The 17642-nt window shown below is 54.4% G+C and carries 15 protein-coding genes; 8 read left to right on the forward strand and 7 right to left on the reverse strand.

Annotation, left to right across the window (positions count from 1 at the left end; all coding sequences use genetic code 11):
• Positions 1-342 precede the first annotated feature (342 nt).
• The 4 genes from G482_RS0100550 to G482_RS20215 all read right to left on the reverse strand — a co-directional run bounded on the left by G482_RS0100550 (position 343) and on the right by G482_RS20215 (position 3636).
• Entirely contained in the window at positions 343-1026 is a 684-nt protein-coding gene (locus tag G482_RS0100550) for a glutathione S-transferase family protein (RefSeq protein ID WP_028448378.1), read from the reverse strand.
• 122 nt (positions 1027-1148) lie between these two features.
• The gene (locus G482_RS0100555) at positions 1149-1943 is read right to left on the reverse strand and encodes a hypothetical protein (protein ID WP_028448379.1); all 795 of its coding nucleotides are present in this window, start codon (positions 1941-1943) and stop codon (positions 1149-1151) included.
• A gap of 290 nt (positions 1944-2233) precedes the next feature.
• Positions 2234-2884: a PEP-CTERM sorting domain-containing protein gene (locus tag G482_RS0100560; protein ID WP_028448380.1), complete on the reverse strand. Its 651-nt coding sequence runs from the start codon at positions 2882-2884 to the stop codon at positions 2234-2236.
• 29 nt (positions 2885-2913) lie between these two features.
• Positions 2914-3636: a hypothetical protein gene (locus tag G482_RS20215; protein ID WP_156905318.1), complete on the reverse strand. Its 723-nt coding sequence runs from the start codon at positions 3634-3636 to the stop codon at positions 2914-2916.
• A 189-nt stretch (positions 3637-3825) separates the two neighbouring features.
• Between G482_RS20215 and G482_RS0100570 the strand changes: the two genes are divergently transcribed.
• Both G482_RS0100570 and G482_RS20455 read left to right on the forward strand, forming a co-directional pair.
• Positions 3826-4770 carry a helix-turn-helix transcriptional regulator gene (locus tag G482_RS0100570; RefSeq protein ID WP_028448382.1) on the forward strand — a complete coding sequence of 315 codons (945 nt, stop codon included), beginning with the start codon at positions 3826-3828 and terminating at the stop codon, positions 4768-4770.
• Positions 4771-4886: 116 nt separating this feature from the next.
• Entirely contained in the window at positions 4887-5564 is a 678-nt protein-coding gene (locus tag G482_RS20455; protein WP_211227544.1) for a PEP-CTERM sorting domain-containing protein, read from the forward strand.
• 658 nt (positions 5565-6222) lie between these two features.
• Here G482_RS20455 and G482_RS20225 read toward each other — a convergent pair.
• The 3 genes from G482_RS20225 to polA are packed head-to-tail and all read right to left on the reverse strand — an operon-like array spanning position 6223 to position 9975.
• On the reverse strand, positions 6223-6408 hold the full coding sequence (locus G482_RS20225; protein WP_156905319.1) for a hypothetical protein: 186 nt from the start codon (positions 6406-6408) through the stop codon (positions 6223-6225).
• Positions 6383-7180: a hypothetical protein gene (locus tag G482_RS0100580; RefSeq protein ID WP_028448384.1), complete on the reverse strand. Its 798-nt coding sequence runs from the start codon at positions 7178-7180 to the stop codon at positions 6383-6385. Before G482_RS0100580 ends, G482_RS20225 begins: the two co-directional genes overlap by 26 nt.
• Positions 7180-9975: a DNA polymerase I gene (gene polA, locus G482_RS0100585; protein WP_028448385.1), complete on the reverse strand. Its 2796-nt coding sequence runs from the start codon at positions 9973-9975 to the stop codon at positions 7180-7182. Before polA ends, G482_RS0100580 begins: the two co-directional genes overlap by 1 nt.
• A gap of 71 nt (positions 9976-10046) precedes the next feature.
• On the opposite strand from polA, the gene G482_RS0100590 reads away from it, so the two are divergent.
• The 6 genes from G482_RS0100590 to G482_RS0100615 form a co-directional block, all read left to right on the forward strand.
• Complete coding sequence (locus G482_RS0100590) at positions 10047-10379, forward strand: DUF2782 domain-containing protein (RefSeq protein WP_051258623.1); 333 nt, start codon at positions 10047-10049, stop codon at positions 10377-10379.
• Between the two features lie 8 nt (positions 10380-10387).
• Entirely contained in the window at positions 10388-11329 is a 942-nt protein-coding gene (locus G482_RS0100595) for a homoserine kinase (RefSeq protein ID WP_028448387.1), read from the forward strand.
• 139 nt (positions 11330-11468) lie between these two features.
• Positions 11469-12851, forward strand: a complete 1383-nt coding sequence (locus G482_RS0100600) for an FAD-binding oxidoreductase (RefSeq protein WP_028448388.1) — start codon at positions 11469-11471, stop codon at positions 12849-12851.
• A 72-nt stretch (positions 12852-12923) separates the two neighbouring features.
• On the forward strand, positions 12924-15110 hold the full coding sequence (locus tag G482_RS16760) for a type I secretion system permease/ATPase (protein ID WP_051258624.1): 2187 nt from the start codon (positions 12924-12926) through the stop codon (positions 15108-15110).
• Positions 15110-16540, forward strand: a complete 1431-nt coding sequence (locus G482_RS0100610; RefSeq protein WP_028448389.1) for an HlyD family type I secretion periplasmic adaptor subunit — start codon at positions 15110-15112, stop codon at positions 16538-16540. Before G482_RS16760 ends, G482_RS0100610 begins: the two co-directional genes overlap by 1 nt.
• A gap of 156 nt (positions 16541-16696) precedes the next feature.
• A partial coding sequence (locus tag G482_RS0100615; RefSeq protein ID WP_028448390.1) for a retention module-containing protein occupies positions 16697-17642 on the forward strand: 946 nt, incomplete at its 3' end.

Genomic DNA, 17642 nt, shown 5'->3' on the forward strand with positions numbered 1-17642 from the left:
ATTGGCGATGTTGGCTTAGTAAACCAGCGCCAGCGCACCCAGCCCCAAGCCCACCCAGCAGGCCCAGCCCAGCGTGATCAATTCTAAAATCCAGGCCCAATTTCGTCTTTCCTGCCCCTTTGCCCGCCAGAACAAAAACACTGCACTGGCCGAGCAGAGCAAGGCCAAGCTTGCGCTGCAGATGAGGGCGCCCAACAGCGGAAGGCCGCAGCCTTTGCCGCCTTGCGCCGCCAGTTGCTGGCTAAAGCGGATCGTTTGCCAATGATAGAAAGCCCATGGCGCGACGACTGAGGCGAGGCCCAGCCAGCGTGCTTGGCTGTTGCTGGGCGCCAGTGCCGCATGTTAGCTGGCGCGTAAATCGCGCACCACGCGACCGGTGGCGCGGATTTCGGTTTCGTGGCTTTCTTCGGTCCAGGGCTCGGCCAGCGCCTCGGTCAGCCATTGCTGTAGCGCCGGCAGGGCCAGCAAACGCTCGGCGTAGGTCGCTGCAGCGCTCGGCAGTGGTAATTGATAAGCACGTACCCGGATCGCCACAGGCGCAAAAAATGCATCTACCGCGCTGAATTGATCCCCAGCCAGAAATGGCCCACCAAAGCGGCTAAGGCCGTCTTGCCACAAGGCCGCGATGCGGTCCAGATCGCGCTGCAAAGCTTCATCCAGCGTATAGCGCTCGATAATCAAACCGCAATGCATGCCACATTGCTGGCGCAGGGCGCCAAAACCGGAATGCATTTCGGCCGCAGCACAGCGTGCCCAAGTGCGCGCCGCTTCGTCCGCTGGCCACACGCCGGGATGGCGTTCTGCCAGATATTCGATAATCGCCAGCGAATCCCACACGGTTTGTGTGCCGGCTTGCAGGCAAGGCACTTTGCCCGTGGGCGAGAACGGCAGAAATTGTGGTTGGCGATCCCCCGCCCCAAACGGCACTAGGGTTTCGATAAAGGGAATCTGCAGGGTTTTCAGTAGCAGCCAAGGTCGCAGCGACCAGGATGAATACAGTTTATTGGCGATAAACAGCTGGTACATGGCGACTCCAGAGCGAGAGGGAATCTTGATTATTTCCCTGCCTTGTAGGGGGTGCAAGCGCGGTGGCGTGGCCAGATGTAACCAGCTGTAGCTGTGACCGGCAGATCAGCCGGCCGGGGTCATTACTTGCTACCTTCGAAGTACAGGCCTTGAGTTTTTGCCGCATTGGCGCCAAAGGCCACCAGTTTATTGCGGAACGGCTCTTTAAAGGCGATACCGGTCACGGTTTGGCCGTTGAGCACACAACCGCTGGGATTAAACGTTAAGGTGAAAGTGAATGCATTCATTTTGGTGCTTGGGGTCAGTTGGCCGCTAAAGCGGCAGCTGGTGACCGCATTATCAACAATCGATCCGTCGCTCAGCACTTTAAAGCCATCGGCGACATTCAGATAGGTTGTCCCAGCGCCGGCATAGCTTTTGCCAGTGTAGGTGCCCACCACATCGCTGATTTTTGCTGGGGTGCTGCCCACCGCATTCAAGGTCAGGCCCGAGCTAGCGCCAGTTTCACGGAGGGTTAAGCCTTGGCTCGATACCGCCCCGCTGAGGCTGAAGCTACTTAATGTCATGCTGGCGAGCGGGTCGGCTTCAAAGGTGGATGAGAACGAAAGGCTTTGGTTCGCGTAGTTATAGTTGGTGATATTCAGATCATTCAGCGTGCCATTGCTCCAGGCCAGAGTAATGGCTGTCCCGTTTTCCAGCAGCACCGCTGCTGTTTCTTCCAGCGAATTGCCGTTGCTTGCATCGGTATGGCTTTCTTTCCAGATGCCTTGGGCTGTCACGGGGGCTGGCGTTGCGGTCGGCGCGGCGGTTGGGGTCGGGGTGTTGGCTGGTGTGATGGCATCACCACCTGCACCACCGCAGGCAGTTAGCATGGCGCTCAAGAGGCTGGCAGTCAGAACTACTTTTTTACTCGACATGATGGGTATAACTTGGTGTTGAAGAAAGAAAAGAGCCGGAATTTTGCCAAGGACTGACAGTATTAGCAAATGATTATGCGCAAGGAATGGTCAGAATATTGGCGGGGTAGATCACATTGAGTGCTGGTTAACGAATCCTTGTAACGAGCGGGCGTAGAGCTGTGAACGACTGATTGTGAGTAGCTCTTCCAATTTTTCCAAATAGGTCCTGGTTTTACTGCAACAAGTAAGCCATGACTCGCAAAGCAAAAAACCGCCAGCTGGCGGTCTTTAGGTTGGTGGGGTCAAAGTTAGGCTCTGATTGCTTTGCGTCTGCGTGCCAAGATCAAGCTACTTAAACCGATTCCGAGCAGCAGGTAGGTTTCGGGTTCTGGTACTGGTTGGGCTATTAAGGGCGCATTGGGCTGCAAAGTCCAGTTGGCGCTGATGTAGCTATTCGCGTGCAGAATTTCGCCGGGCGCTGCTTGTGCGGTGACGGTGAAACGGTAGCTGCCAATGCTGTCAAACAAAGGGTTGTTGGTATCAAAACCACTACCATCAGGGCGGCGGCTATCAAAGAATGACCACATAAATGAGTCTGCATTGGGTCTTTGATTATTCGGATGCCCAACAAGCGCTTGCCAGCTGCCGTTGGCCTGGCGTTTTTCTAGCACCGCTGAAGCAAATGCCAAAGTACCTTTACCTACCATCGGGATCACTGAGCTCACCACCTGCGAAACAAATATGAGAGCGGGCTGCGTCAGTTGAAATTCATATATTTGATTAAAACTCGAGCGCGCAGGGGCTTGCGCGTACGGCCCTTGGTTAACGTCCGACTGCCACAGTGTAGTCGACCAGCCTGATTGATCGGAGCGAGCGCCGTACGATCCTAGCTCAATCACTGCTGCGTTGGAGGTGCTGAACATCAATGCACCCATCATGGCTAAGGCAATATGTTTCATCCTGTCTTCCTTGAATTTTAATTTCTTACTCAATTGGCGGGCGCAGTTTGTTTCCACCATGCAATATAGCCACGGGTGGGGTCAGCATTATTCTGGGCTATTTCAATTACAAAATACCAATAGCGGCCATCTGCATATTTAACTTGATAAGACTTGAGAAAAACTGTACTGCTGCCGGTGTTTAGACCGCTGCTGCTAAAAGCCTGATTCAGTTGAGCGGCTGTTAATGAACGTAATCCACCAGTCGAGCCGTCTTGTGCGATGAGGATTGGATTTGGGTCAATGGTGCAATCTTCCACGTATTCAAAGGTTTTACCTTTTAAATGATCAATCGATGCAATTGAGCTTTTGCTTTCGACTAATACGTATTGTGATTTTCCGCTGCTATTGCACAGCATAATCGCACGATAGTCTACTTTATGTGACCAAGTACCAGACCAACCCTGAATACTAAGTGCATCACCTGCAGCATTTCCATATAGTTTTATATTTTGATTTTCAAAAAACAGGTTGCCTTGTTCGGTAGAGCTACTGTTAATCTCTATCCCCTGCGTATTGAATGAAGCTGGATTATGTGTTTGCAAAATAGTGTATGCACTCACAGGCCATTTTTGAGTATTGACTGGGGTCGGGCTCGGGCTGGGGCTGGCGGTGGTCGTTAGTGGATTTGGAGTAGTGCTATCTGAGCCACCACCACACGCCGAAATTAACGTGCAAATACAGGCTATGATCAAAAGCTTGTTGCTATTCATTATTGTGGATGCTCCAGTGGTCAGGGTAAAAAACTTCCTTACGGCTTTGACAGGATGTTAGTATTACCGCCCAGCGGCTGCCTATAGTGTGACCACACTATGTGAATGCATGGCTTTTGCTGCTAAATATTCAATTTTTGTCTACGTTCCAAATTAATTCAGTATTTCCTTATATTGAGTGGCGAACCAATGAAGCAACTGTTGACGATGTATGAGCAAGCTCAATCCATGACGCCGTCGGCATTTTTGGATAAGTGCACTGAATTGTTGCAACAGATGCTGCCTTTTGATAAGTCAATGTTGGTTTACGGCATACTGGACTTGCACGATTTGAAAATTTCAACTGTGCATTTGGATCGACTCCCTTTTGATAAATTGCATAAAAGGCTGGCAATTACTGAGGTTGATCCCATTCTAAGCCAGGCTAAGCTCGAAAATGAGCGGTCGGTCACGCTTCCCACTTCGGCATTTGAATTTAATTGTCCTGCCTTGTACCAGCATGCCGTTGAATTTGACCAGGCGCATACACTCACCTTTTGTACTCGGCCATCTGGCCACATGGGTGAGCAGGGAGTGGTATCGCTTTACCGCAGCAATCAAGCGCAGCCTTTTTCTGCCCATGAATTAGCGCTGTGTGACTTCTTTTTGCCGCATATTTTTGTGGCTTATCGGATCAATCTGCGTTTACATCAACCAGATTCTTCTCACGACTGTTTAAACCTAATTGCTGCGCAAGATGGTCGGCTGTATTTTCTGGAGGAGCGAGTGGCCGCCTTGCTGCGCCAAGAATGGCCCGAATGGGCTCCTCCACTTTTGCCGGAGCGCCTATTGCAAGTCTTAGGCGAAGGCCAGGCCTACTGCGGCCAATGCTTGCTAGCTACTGCCAAGTTTGATCGTGATTTAGTTTTCATTCGCCTAAGTGCGCGCATGTATCCGAGCTTAACACTGGCTGAATTAAAGGCCGCTCGCTTGGTGATACAGGGACTAAGTTATAAAGAAACAGCGCGAATATTAAATGTATCCCCCTCTACGGTGAGTAATCAATTACAAAGTGCTTATAAGAAATTAGAGGTGGGTAATAAGATTGAGCTTGGTCAGAAATTACAACTGAGTTTTGAAGGGCATTTTGTGTAATGCACTGTGTTAAACCAAGTCACTGCCTTGTGGGGGTGAATTGCAAGCGATAGGGTTTGTCACAGGTTTTGTTCTTTTGGATGTTAATTATAAATTTTAAATCGACTAGGAAATTGATGATGAAATATGCTGCGAGGTTGATGTTTGTTTTACTTGCTTCTTCGGTTGGGGTGGCGAATGCCACACTCACTACGGCCAATGCAGGCGATGATTTTTCGATTGTGCAGGGGAATAACGGCTGGAACTATGGATTTGCCAGCGCTAAGGGCGATACTGGCTATCAAGTCAGTGATTTTAAGCTCTTTAGCTACGCAGAAAATATCCAGGGTTATACAGGCCTCAATGGCTGGACCACCAATCCAATGAGTAACGCAATGATCACGCCCTTGCAGGGGATGAAATTTCTGCACATTCATCCTAGCAATACCGCATGGAGTATTTTGCGATATAACGTTACCACGGCCGGTCGGTTAAGTACGGACTTTGTTTTTGGGCGCTTGAATAACAGTGAGTTTGGCAACATCAAAGCTCGGGTATTTCTCAATGGCCAGCTTGTTGCTAAGTCGGGCGACATCCATGGGGGTCAGACTTTTGCAAGTGCGTTGACGTCAAACGTCAGAGTGGGTGACAAACTCGATTTTATTGTGGACGCCATTGGTGACGAAGGGTCTGATGGTTCCTCATTGCTGGCAAATGTCGCAATCGCCCCCGTACCCGAGCCTGAAACCTATGCTCTGATGGGAGTTGGTCTGCTGGGCTTATTGGCTGCGCGCCGTAAAGCGAAGCTGGCTTAAATATCCCTGTGGTCATGCCGCCAATTTGCGGTGAATGCATGTTGCAGGACAGGCCAACCGGCAGATCTCGCGGTTTCTTGATGTGCAGCCTAGCCTGCTGGTGCAGGTGGTAAACCAGCCGTTTCGCCCGCCGGACGAATCAGGGGCAGTCTTGCTTTGCCCCTGATAACCCTAACGCGCCCGATCGCCGCGAAACCCCGTCTGTCCAGCGCTTGGCAAGGCGCCGCAAAACTCGCTGCGCGCTAGCGTCGCGCAGCTCAAACAGGTTGCGGCTTAAATCCTTGCCAACCGCCTCCCGAACGGCGCGGCTCCACGGGCAAGCCGTTCTAATTGCCATTAGTGTAAATTCGCCAAAGCAAAATCAAACACGCAGCAAATATCTAGCGGATTCATTCGGTGCAATTCGCTACGTTTAGTGCACCTTGCTGGGTATATCAATACAGATCAATTTGAATATGGCCTTCAGGGTTACACAGTGGCATGTATATCCTGAAATCGTAGGTCTGCGCTAATTCCCCTACATCAGCGCCGAGCGAGGAACGGGCGGGGCGGGGTTTCGGCGGGGCCTGTTTTGTTAAGCCCCGCCGCCGCCTCGATCCGTCCGCAGTCGAGGGAATCCCGCGCAGCGGGACGCAGATGTGGGGTCGCCTTCCTTTGCTTACTTTCCTTGGCGAAGCAAGGAAAGTAAGTGCCGCGGTGCACAGCCGCCAATCCGTGGTGAATGATAAATTGTAGTCAAAGAAAAACCGCCATGGTTGGCGGTCTTTAGGTTTGAAGCATACGGCGTAATGCCTTCGGCGATTTGGCCATACAGCGCTTTAAAGTCGCCATTGACCATTTTCATTCTTGATCCATTCTTTGGTTTTATTTTCTAAATTACCAAGATTGTTCAGATCAAGATCAATACCTAAATTTAAATAGGCGTTTTTAAGGATTTTCCATTCAAGGTTGGGAGGATGAAATTGTTCATCACCTCGGCTGTATGGGAAAAGTTCGTTGATCATGACCTGAACTATTCCAAGTCTAATTAGTGTGGCGTTTATGTAGTCTAAGTTTAATGGTGTGTCTTCTGCTTCGCTGAAAGACATAAAGTCATCTAGGCGCGAATTAATTTTCTGTAACTCTCTTAATATTTCTGCCAGTCTCTCGGAAATCTGTGGGTTGGCTAGAATTATGCACTTTTCAAAGGTGGATAAATGCTCGTTCGGGATTTGTGGTGGTTGAAGGGAGGAAGTGCTTTTGTGGCTTTCTGTGGGGCTTAAATGTTTATAGCCTTCAAGAATAATCTTTGCACACTTCTTATTGTGTTCGGTTAGTGCCGCTAGGGCGTTTGATAATAAAGAACGGGCAGCAATTAACTCACGCCTTCTTTGTTGAAGTGAATGATATCTTGAAATGCTGAATAAAATTAATGTAGAGAAGTAGGCGAGAATTCCTGCGTTAAAAGTTTGCCAGTCATACCAAACCGCATGTGCAGTTTGCCAACCGCCTACATAAAATGGATAAATTAGCATGCAGCAAATATATGCCAAAGCAGCTATTAGACTGATCGCAGAAATATAGAAAACTGGTTTTTCATTGTTGTAAAGCTGTATGCATGTAGCAATTATTGTCATCAATGCGCCTCTTCCCAATTCTCCCCAACCCCAACTTCCGCCAATAACGGCACTTTCAGCGTCGCTACATTACCCATAATCTCCGGCAATTTCGCTTTCACTAAGTCCAATTCGGCCTCAGTCACTTCCAAAATCAACTCATCATGCACCTGCAACAGCAATCGGCTGCTCAATTCTTCAGCAATCAGCCAATTATTCACCGCCACCATCGCCAATTTAATCAAATCCGCTGCCGTGCCTTGCATTGGCGCATTGATCGCTGCGCGCTCGGCACCGGCACGCTGCGCGCCGTTGGATGATTTGATGGCAGGTAGCCACAGGCGGCGGCCGAAGACGGTTTCGACGTAGCCGGCGTCGCGGGCGGCGGCGCGGGTGACTTCCATGTACTCGGCCACGCCGGGGAAACGGTTGAAATAGCGTTCGATAAAGGTTTTCGCCGCTTCGCGGGTGATTTCGAGCTGGGCGGCGAGGCCAAACGCGCTCATGCCGTAGATCAGACCAAAGTTGATGCTCTTGGCGTAGCGGCGCTGCTCACTGCTCACTTCGTCCAGACTCACGCCAAACACTTCGGCGGCGGTGGCTTTGTGAATGTCCAGCCCCTGCTCAAAGGCGCGGATCAGCGCGGCATCGCCGGATAGATGCGCCATGATGCGCAGCTCGATCTGTGAGTAATCCGCCGACACAATTTTGCTGCCCGCTGGCGCGATAAAGGCTTCGCGGATTTTGCGGCCTTCCGGCGTGCGCACCGGAATGTTTTGCAGATTCGGGTCGGACGAGCTCAAACGGCCTGTGACCGCGACGGTCTGGTTAAAGCTGGTGTGCACGCGGCCGGTAGCGGCGTTGATCATCAGCGGCAGCTTGTCGGTGTAGGTGGATTTGAGCTTGGCGAGGCTGCGGTGTTCGAGCAGCACTTTGGGTAGCGGGTAGTCTTTCGCCAATTCGCTGAGCACTTCTTCGTCGGTCGACGGCGCGCCTTTCGGGGTTTTTTTGATCACCGGCAGTTTGAGCTTATCGAAGAAAATCTCGCCCAGCTGTTTCGGTGAGCCGAGATTAAACGGCTGGCCTGCCAGCTCGTAGGCTTGCTGTTCCAACTCGATCAGGCGCAGGCCGATGTCGTGGCTTTGGCGGTTCAGCTTATTGGCATCGACCAAAATACCGTTACGCTCCATCACGTACAGCACTTGGCGCGACGGCATTTCGATGTCGCGGTAAACGTAATTCAGCCCAGCGTTGGCTTGTAGGCGTGGCAATAGGGTATGGGCTAGGCGGCCAGTAATGTCGGCGTCTTCCGCCGCATACGCGGTGGCAGTATCCAGATCAACCTCGGCAAAACCAATCTGCTTGGCGCCTTTGCCGCAAATGTCTTCGTATTTGATCGTCGTTTCACCGAGCTCGCGCGCGGCTTGGTCGTCCATATTGTGCTTTTCGTGGCTGGCGAGCACGTAGCTCATCAGCAGAGTATCGTCGGCGATACCGGTCAGATTAATGCCTAAGTTCGCCAAAACGTGCTGATCGTATTTCAGATTTTGGCCAACTTTTTTATGCTCGGCGGATTCGAGCCATGGTTTCAGTTGCGCGATCGTGTCGTCGAACGGCAGTTGCTCAGGGGTATCGGCGCCGTGGTGCGCCAGCGGCAAGTAGGCGGCTTCGCCGGCTTGCACCGAGAACGACATGCCGACCAAGCGCGCCTGCATTTGATCGAGGCTATCGGTTTCGGTATCGAACGCGGTGATGCTAGCGGCGCTGATTTTATCTATCCATTTGGCGAGCAATTCGGGCGTGTTGATGCATTCGTAATGGCGCTCGACGGGGGCGGCGGGGATGTCGGTGCTTGCGTCGGTGGGGGGTATTGCTGCGCTAGCTTCATCAGCAAATAGGTCGGAGGTGATACCCGTCGGGGTATTGCTGGCGGTAGCTTGGCCGACTTTGCCCTCCACCTTGTTTTCCATTTCGCGCATCCAGGTGCGGAAATTAAAGCGGGTAAACAGCTGCAATAGCGTGGCGCTGTCCTCGGCTTTCGGCGTTAGATCGGCAAGGCCGTTGGGCAGCTCGGCCGAGAGATCAACGTCGCATTTAATCGTGACCAGCTCTTTCGCGGTGGGTAGCCACTCTAGCGTATCGCGCAGGTTTTGCCCGACCACGCCTTTAATGGACTCGGCGTTGGCGATGACATTGTTGAGCGAGCCATATTCGGCCAGCCACTTGGCGGCGGTTTTCGGGCCGCATTTCGGTACGCCCGGCACGTTATCCACCGTGTCGCCGATCAGCGCGAGGTAATCCACAATCTGCTCGGGCCAGACGTTGAATTTGGCAAATACGCCGTCGCGGTCGAGCACTTCTTCGGTCATGCTGTTTTCGATGCGCGCGTAGTCATCCACCAGCTGCGACATGTCTTTATCGCCGGTGGACATAATCGTTGTGATGCCTTGCGCTGAGGCTTGCCGCGCCAGCGTACCGATCACATCGTCGGCCTCGACGCCTTCGAGCATCAAAATCGGGATGCCAAACGCGGCCACGGCTTGGTGGATGGGTTCGATTTGCACGCGCAGCTCATCGGGCATGGGCGGGCGCTGGGCTTTGTAGGCTGGGTAGATGTCATCGCGAAAGGTTTTACCTTTGGCATCGAACACGCACGCGATATAATCGGCGTGAGTTTGCGCCCGCAGCTTTTTGAGCATGTTCACAAATCCGAACAGCGCATTGCTCGGCGTGCCATCCGGGGCACTGAGTTCGCGGATGGCATGAAAGGCGCGGTACAGATAGGATGAGCCGTCGATTAAAAGCAGCGTTGCCATGCGGGCAGTCTCTATATTGAATGAAATAGTGCCCGCATTATAAACGTCGGAACCGACCAAGGAGTGACGCCATGCGTGAATTGCGAACCCGCCTGCTGGCCCTGCTGTTCAGTACTTTGCTGGCAAGCCCAGCGCTGGCCGAAGTGGTGGCCGATCTGCCACCACCCATGCCGACCGAAGACACACCCTCTTTGGCCGAACAGGCCCCTGAAGTGCGCATCATCGAAAAAGCGGATGCCACGATTGCCGAATACCGTCTGCACGGCAAGTTGTATCAAGTGAAAGTCACCCCGAAAGTGGGGAAACCCTATTATCTGATCGACCCGACCGGCAAAGGCGAATTCATGCGCCGCGACGATGTGGGCAATATCGCCATCCCGACGTGGGTGTTGCTGGAATTCTGAGAGTATTCATGTCTGTTTTTACCACTGTTAGTGCCGACGAGCTGCGCCCTTTTCTGGCGCGTTACCCGCTGGGCGAGTTGCTGGAGCTCAAAGGCATTGCCGCCGGCGTCACCAATACCAATTATTTTGTGACCACCACGCAGGGCCGCTATGTGCTGACCCTGTTTGAAACCCTGCGCAGCGATGAGCTGCCGTACTACGTGAACCTGATGGTGCACTTGGGCGAGCAGGGCATTGCGATTGCGGCGCCGATTGCCAATGCCGCGGGTGAGTATATTGATACCCTCAATGGCCGGCCCACGCTGTTGGTGCCGTGTCTGCCCGGTGCGGTGATCGAGCAGCCGAATGCCGCGCAATGCCGGCAAGTGGGGCAAATGCTGGCGCAAATGCACCTGGCCGCACAAAGCTATGCCGGACAGATGGCCAATCCGCGCGGCCCGCGCTGGTGGACTGACACCGCGCAGCAAATGTATCCGTATATGGCTGAAGCCGATGCGGCCCAGCTGCATGCCGAGGTGCAGCTGCAATCGCTGCACAAATTTGATCAGCTGCCGCGTGGCGTGATTCATGCCGATTTATTCCGCGACAATGCGCTGATGAATGGCGATGAAGTGGGCGGTTTTATCGATTTTTACTACGCCTGCAACGATATCCTGCTCTACGATCTGGCGATTACGCTGAACGACTGGTGTGTACTGGCCGATGGCGATATCGACGATACCCGCGCCCGCGCCATGCTGGCTGGTTATCAAAGCGTGCGCGCACTGACTGCGGCCGAAGTGGCCGATTGGCCGGTGATGTTGCGCGCCGCTGCGCTGCGCTTCTGGGTGTCGCGCCTGCTGGATTTTTACCAGCCGGCCGCAGGCGAGATGACTTTCGCCAAAGACCCGACGCATTTCCAGCGGGTGATTCAGCATCACGCCGCCCGGCAGGATTTCTGGCTGCCTTAAGTAATATACTGGGGCGGTGGTATCGCCCGCTATGCCTTGATCAGGCTATGTTGGGTAGCTATACGGCAATGCCGATCGGCATCGCCGCCCCCGTTTTAACCCCGTTTTCGCCGTGCAGGCGAAAGGCCCAAGACCCGTAATGACACTGCTCGCGCAATTGCAGGCATGGCAACAATCCCATGCGATTTTGTTCGGCGCCGACACGGCGCCGTATTGTTTGGATCAGCGTCGCCGCTATCAGGGCGAAGCGCTGGCGGTGGCCCGCCCGAACAGCACGGCGCAAGTACAAGAGCTGGTGAAACTGTGCGCGGCGCATGGCGTGAGCATCGTGCCGCAAGGGGGCAATACCAGCCTGTGTGGCGCGGCCACGCCACTGGCCAGCGGCCAATCGCTGGTGATCTCCTTCGAGCGCATGCAGCAAATTATCAAGGTGGATGCTGACAACAACACCATGGCGGTAGAAGCTGGCGTCACCTTGGCGGCGGTGCAGCAGGCGGCGCTGACAGCAAACCGGCTGTTTCCGGCCAATTGGGCGGCGTTTGAAAGCTGCCAGATCGGCGGGGCGCTGGCGACCAATGCCGGCGGCGTGAATGTACTGCGCTACGGCAATATGCGCGAGCTGACGCTGGGACTAGAAGTCGTGCTGGCCGATGGCGAGATCTGGGATGGCGCGCGCGGGCTGCGTAAAGACAATACCGGCTATGATTTGAAGCAGCTGTTTGTGGGTTCGGAAGGCACGCTGGGGCTGATTACCAAGGCCGTGCTGCGCTTATATCCGCTACCAACGGCGCATGCCACCGCGCTGGTGGCGGTGAGCGACCCGCAGGCGGCGGTGGATTTGCTGCGCGGTTTGCAGGCCGAGGTGGGCGATCGGGTCACCTCGTTCGAGCTGATTTCTGCCCCGTGTTTGGCCTTGTTGCAGCAGCATTTTCCTCGTCTGGCCCAGCCGTTTGCACCACCGCCGGCCTGGTCGGTGCTGATCGAGTTATCGGATGGGGGCGAGACTGAGCAACTGACCGAGCGCCTGGCGGAATATCTGTTTGCTCACGGGCTGGAAGAAGCCTATGTAGCGAATAATGCCAGCGAAGCGGCGCTATTTTGGCAGCTGCGCGAGTCGATCCCTGAGGCGCAGCGGGTAGAAGGCGTGAGCATCAAGCACGATATCAGTCTGCCCATCGGGGCAATTCCGGACTTTCTGCAAATATGCGATGCTGAAATGCAAGCGTCATTTCCAGATGTAAGGATTGTGGCCTTTGGCCATTTGGGAGATGGCAACCTGCATTACAACCTATTTCTGGCCGATAAAACGGCTGGGGTGTATCAGCAGGAAGCGGCGGTGAATGCCATCGTTTATCGGCATGTCGCGGCTTTGCACGGCAGTATCAGCGCCGAACACGGCATCGGGCAACTTAAGCGCGACACCTTGCGCAGTGTGCGCAGTCCACTGGAGCTGACCCTGATGCGGCAAATCAAGCAGGCCTTAGACCCCGCCGGCCTGCTCAATCCTGGCAAAGTTTTGTAAGTAGAGCACAAGCCGCGCTAGACTGGGCGCAGTTCCAGAGAACAACAACATCGCGGACCTTTAGGATCGGGCATGACGCAGACAAGCACGAGCAATGATGGATTTGGCTGGCATTTAGGCGAAGGGCAGGGGCATTTTGACCCGCTGCTGGATTGTCTGGTCGAAATTACCCGTGTACATGGTGAACCATGGACCGCCCAGGCGTTGGCGGCGGGTTTACCGCTGGTGAATAACCAGCTCACTCCTTCGCTACTGCCCCGAGCGGCGGCAAGGGCGGGCTTATCGGCACGGGTATTGCGGCAAAAGCTCGAAGATATTCCCGAGCGCTTATACCCAACGATTTTACTGCTGAATAACCACCGCGCTTGCGTGCTGCTAGAGCGACTGCCCGGTGCGAAATTCCGCGTGCGGTTTCCCGAAAGTGGTGAATCATCCGAGGTGCTGGAAGGCGCTGAGCTGCTGAAGCTTTACGCCGGCTTTGTCATCGTCGTGCGCCCGCGGTTTCGCTTTGATGCCCGCACTCCCGAAATGGGGCAGGTGCGCGAGCGGCATTGGTTCTGGGGCGCAATGTATGACAATTGGCGGATTTATCGCGACGCGCTGTTTGCCGCCTTGCTGATCAATCTGTTTGCCTTGGCAATGCCGCTGTTTTCGATGAATGTCTACGACCGCGTGGTGCCCAATCACGCCGTCGAAACCCTGTGGGTGCTGGCGATTGGTGCGGTGCTGGTGCTGGGGTTTGATTTCGTATTGCGCACGGCACGCGGCTACATTCTGGATGTGGCCTCTAAGCGAATTGATGTAACGCTCTCCGGCCTGATTATGGAGCGGGTGCTGGGCGTGAAAATGCAGGCCAAGCCGGCCTCGGTAGGTTCTTTCACCGCCAATTTGCGTGCGTTCGAGTCGGTGCGCGATTTTATTGCCTCTGCCTCGATCACCACCTTGGTTGATCTGCCTTTTGTACTGATTTTCTTCCTCGTTTTGACTTGGATTTCCCCGTGGTTGCTGTTGCCGCCGCTGGTGGGGTCTTTGCTGATTGTGTTGTTCTCGTGGCTGGCGCAGGACAAGATGAACCAGCTGGTGGAGCTGACCCAACGCGCGGCAGCGCAGCGCAATGCCACGCTGGTAGAGAGCATGGTGGGGTTGGAAACCATCAAGGTGATGCGGGCGGAGGGCGAAATGCAGCGCCGCTACGAGCGCGCCACCCGCTTTCTGGCGCAAATTGGTGGCCGACTGAAGCTGATTTCAACCACCACGGTGAATTTCGCCCAGGCCGTAGCACAGCTGGTGTCGGTAGTGACGGTGATTGTTGGCGTGTATCTGCTGGTTGATGGTCAGATCTCAATGGGGGGCATTATTGCCGCCTCGATGCTGGCTGGGCGGGCGATGGCCCCGCTAGGCCAAGTCGCCGGTTTGCTGATGCAATACCAAAATGCCAAAACCTCGCTCGGCGCGGTGGAAAGCCATATGCAAATGCCGGTTGAACGGCCCGCAGATAGCGCTTTTCTGCATCGTGAGTCGTTCCGCGGCGAAATCGAGTTTCGCAATGTGTCGTTCACTTATCGCTCGACCGGGCGCGATGATCTGGCGCTGAAAAACGTCAGTTTCAAATTGAAGGCCGGTGAACGGGTGGGGATTATCGGCCGGGTAGGTTCGGGTAAAACCACGCTGGAAAAATTGATTCTGGGGCTGTATCAGCCCGATGAAGGCGCGGTCCTGATTGATGGGATCGACACCCGGCAGATTGATCCAGCTGAGCTACGCCAAGCCATTGGCTATGTGCCACAAGACCCGCTGCTGTTTTTTGGCTCGCTGAAACAGAATATTGCCTTGGGCAGCAGTGCCTGCGATGACAGCCAGATTTTGGCCGCAGCCGAATTAGCGGGGATTGCCGAATTTGCCAACGCCAACCCGCGTGGTTTTGATATGCCGATTGGCGAGCGTGGCGAGTCGCTATCTGGCGGGCAACGGCAAGCGGTGGCCATTGCCCGGGCAGTCTTGAATGATCCGCCGGTCTTATTGCTGGATGAGCCAAGTAGCTCAATGGATCATCAAAGTGAAGAGCGGCTCAAGTCCAAGCTGCGCAGTTATCTGCCAGGCAAAACGCTACTGTTGGTGACGCACCGTACCTCCTTGCTGGAGCTGGTTGATCGCTTGATAGTGATTGATCAGGGGCAGGTGATGGCCGATGGGCCGAAAGCCCAGGTGGTCGAAGCATTGCAGCAAGGGCGGATTGGCAAGGCAGGAGGGGGCGCATAATGAATGCACCACACACACAGCCGGCCAAGCCCGGTTTCATCAAGCGTAGCTGGGAAAATCTGCGCAGCTTTAGCAATATGATGTTCGATCGGTATATCTTCTTTGCCGATGATCGTGATCTGATCGATGACTCTAACTATGTGGCCGATGCCACGCATACGATTGCCGAGCAAAGCCCCTACAAGGCGCGGATTCTGATTCGGCTGTCTTTGCTGGCGGTACTGGTCCTGATTATTTGGGCTGCCCTGGCTGAGCTGGATGAAGTCACCAAAGGCGAGGGCAAGGTAATTCCTTCGCGGGAACTGCAGGTCATTCAGAGCCTAGATGGCGGTAGTGTGCAAGAGATTTTGGTGCGCGAGGGGCAGCAGGTCAAAAAAGGGCAGTTACTGCTGAAAATCGACCCAACCCGCTTTGTCTCGACCCTCAAAGAAAGCAATGCCCAGTATTTATCTTTGAAAGCCAAGGCCGCGCGACTGGAAGCACTCGCCAATGGTACGAGCCTGAATATGCCCGCTGAAGTCAGCAGCCAAGCGCCGCAAATCGCGGCACAAGAAGAAATGCTGTACCAATCTAAACGCTCGGAGCTGGATGCGTCGGTGGGCATCGCTCGCCAGCAGTTGAACCAACGTACGCAAGAGTTGAACGAAATCCGCGCGCGTCGCGAGCAGGCCGCCCAAGGCTATGAGCTGACCAAGAAAGAGCTGGACGCCACGCGGCCGTTGTTGAAATCGGGTGCGGTCTCGGATGTGGAAGTCTTGCGGCTGGAGCGGGATGTATCGCGCTATCAGGGCGAACGTGATAGCGCCGGGGCGCAAATTCCGCGCGTGCAGGCGGCGATGGCCGAGGCAAATCGGAAGATTCAGGAAGTGGAGCTGATTTTCCGCAACCAAGCCCGGACCGAGCTGGCCGAAACTAGCGGTAAGTTGAGCGCATTGTCAGCCGGTAGCGTTGGCTTGCAAGATCGGGTGAAGCAGTCTGAAATCCGCTCCCCCATGGATGGTACGGTCAAGCAATTGTTTGCTAATACCGTGGGCGGGGTGGTGCAGCCGGGTAAAGACATTATCGAGATTGTGCCTGCGGGTGAAAGCCTGATGCTGGAAGTAAAAATCCAGCCGCGTGATATTGCTTTCCTGCGTCCGCAGCAAAAAGCCACCGTGAAGTTTAGTGCGTACGATTTTTCGGTCTATGGCGGGCTGGATGCCGAGGTGGTGCAGATCGGTGCCGATACGGTGAAAGACGAGAAAGGCAATGCCTTTTACCTGATCCGCGTACGGACCTCAGAAGCTTTCCTGCACAAAGATGGCAAACGCTTGCCGATTATTCCGGGGATGGTGGCTGAAGTAGACATCCTCACCGGCAAGAAAACGGTGCTGTCGTATTTGCTCAAGCCCGTGTTGAAAGCAAAATCCAGTGCATTAACCGAACGCTAAGCCATGCCGTCTGTCTGAAAAGCGCCCCGAATGGGGCGTTTTTCTTATGCCGTCAATAGAGGCATCGCCAGATTGTACTTTGGTACAGTCGAATTAAGACTATCCGTGTCCTAGGTTTAAAAAACCTTTTTTCGGTTCAGCGGGTGGAGTTCGATCATGGCCAGCACAGTTGCTAATAGTAAATCCGGTAGCGCACAGGGTATTGTTGTTGTTGCGGGCGAGGCGTTCATTCGCGATGCCACCGGTAAAGAGACCCCCGTTGTGACCGGCGATCAATTGCTGGAAGGTCAGGTGATTCATACCTCGGCCAACGGCCAAGTGACGCTGATGTTGCCTAATGGCCAACTGGTCGAGTTGGGTGCCGGGCGTGAGCTACTGCTTGATGCGGATTTGACTGGCAATCAGCCCATGGATGCGACCGAGGCTAAAGTCGCCTCAACGGATGCCAGCGCGGATCAGATTATTGCTGCGCTGAATGCCGGCCAGGATCTCAGCCAGGATCTGGAAGCCACCGCCGCAGGTCTGGGTGGCGCTGGTGGCTCGGATGAAGGCAGTGGCTTTGTTCGGCTGCTGCGCATCGCCGAAGCGGTGAACCCGGTAAGTTTCGATTTTGGCGAAAATCCACTGCCTACGGTTGAGATTACCATCCCGAGCGCTGTCTTGGCGGCCGAAAGCCTCGGCCTGCCTAGTGCCGAAATTCCAAATACCGATGGAGGCAGTGGTCTACCATCTTCAGACCCAAGCGACATGACGGTATTGGAAAGTGACGGCCCCGTGGCCGGCGACTTCACCGTCAAAGCCCCCGATGGCCTCAAAGAGGTCACCATTGGCACCACCACCCTCACGCTCGCCCAGCTCAATGGCCTGAGCGGCACACCGGTCAGCATCAACACCGGCGAAGGCACACTCAAGCTCACCGGCTTTGATGCCGCCACCGGCAAAGTCAGCTACACCTACGACCCGAACGTGCAGAGCAACACCAACAACGCCGACGTGATCGACAGCATCAGCGTGGTGGTTAAAGACAACAACAACGTCACCGCCAGCGACACGCTGGACATTGCCATCAAAGACACGGCACCCGTGGCCAAAGATGACAGCA

Source organism: Chitinibacter tainanensis DSM 15459 (assembly GCF_000429785.1).
GTDB lineage: Bacteria > Pseudomonadota > Gammaproteobacteria > Burkholderiales > Chitinibacteraceae > Chitinibacter > Chitinibacter tainanensis.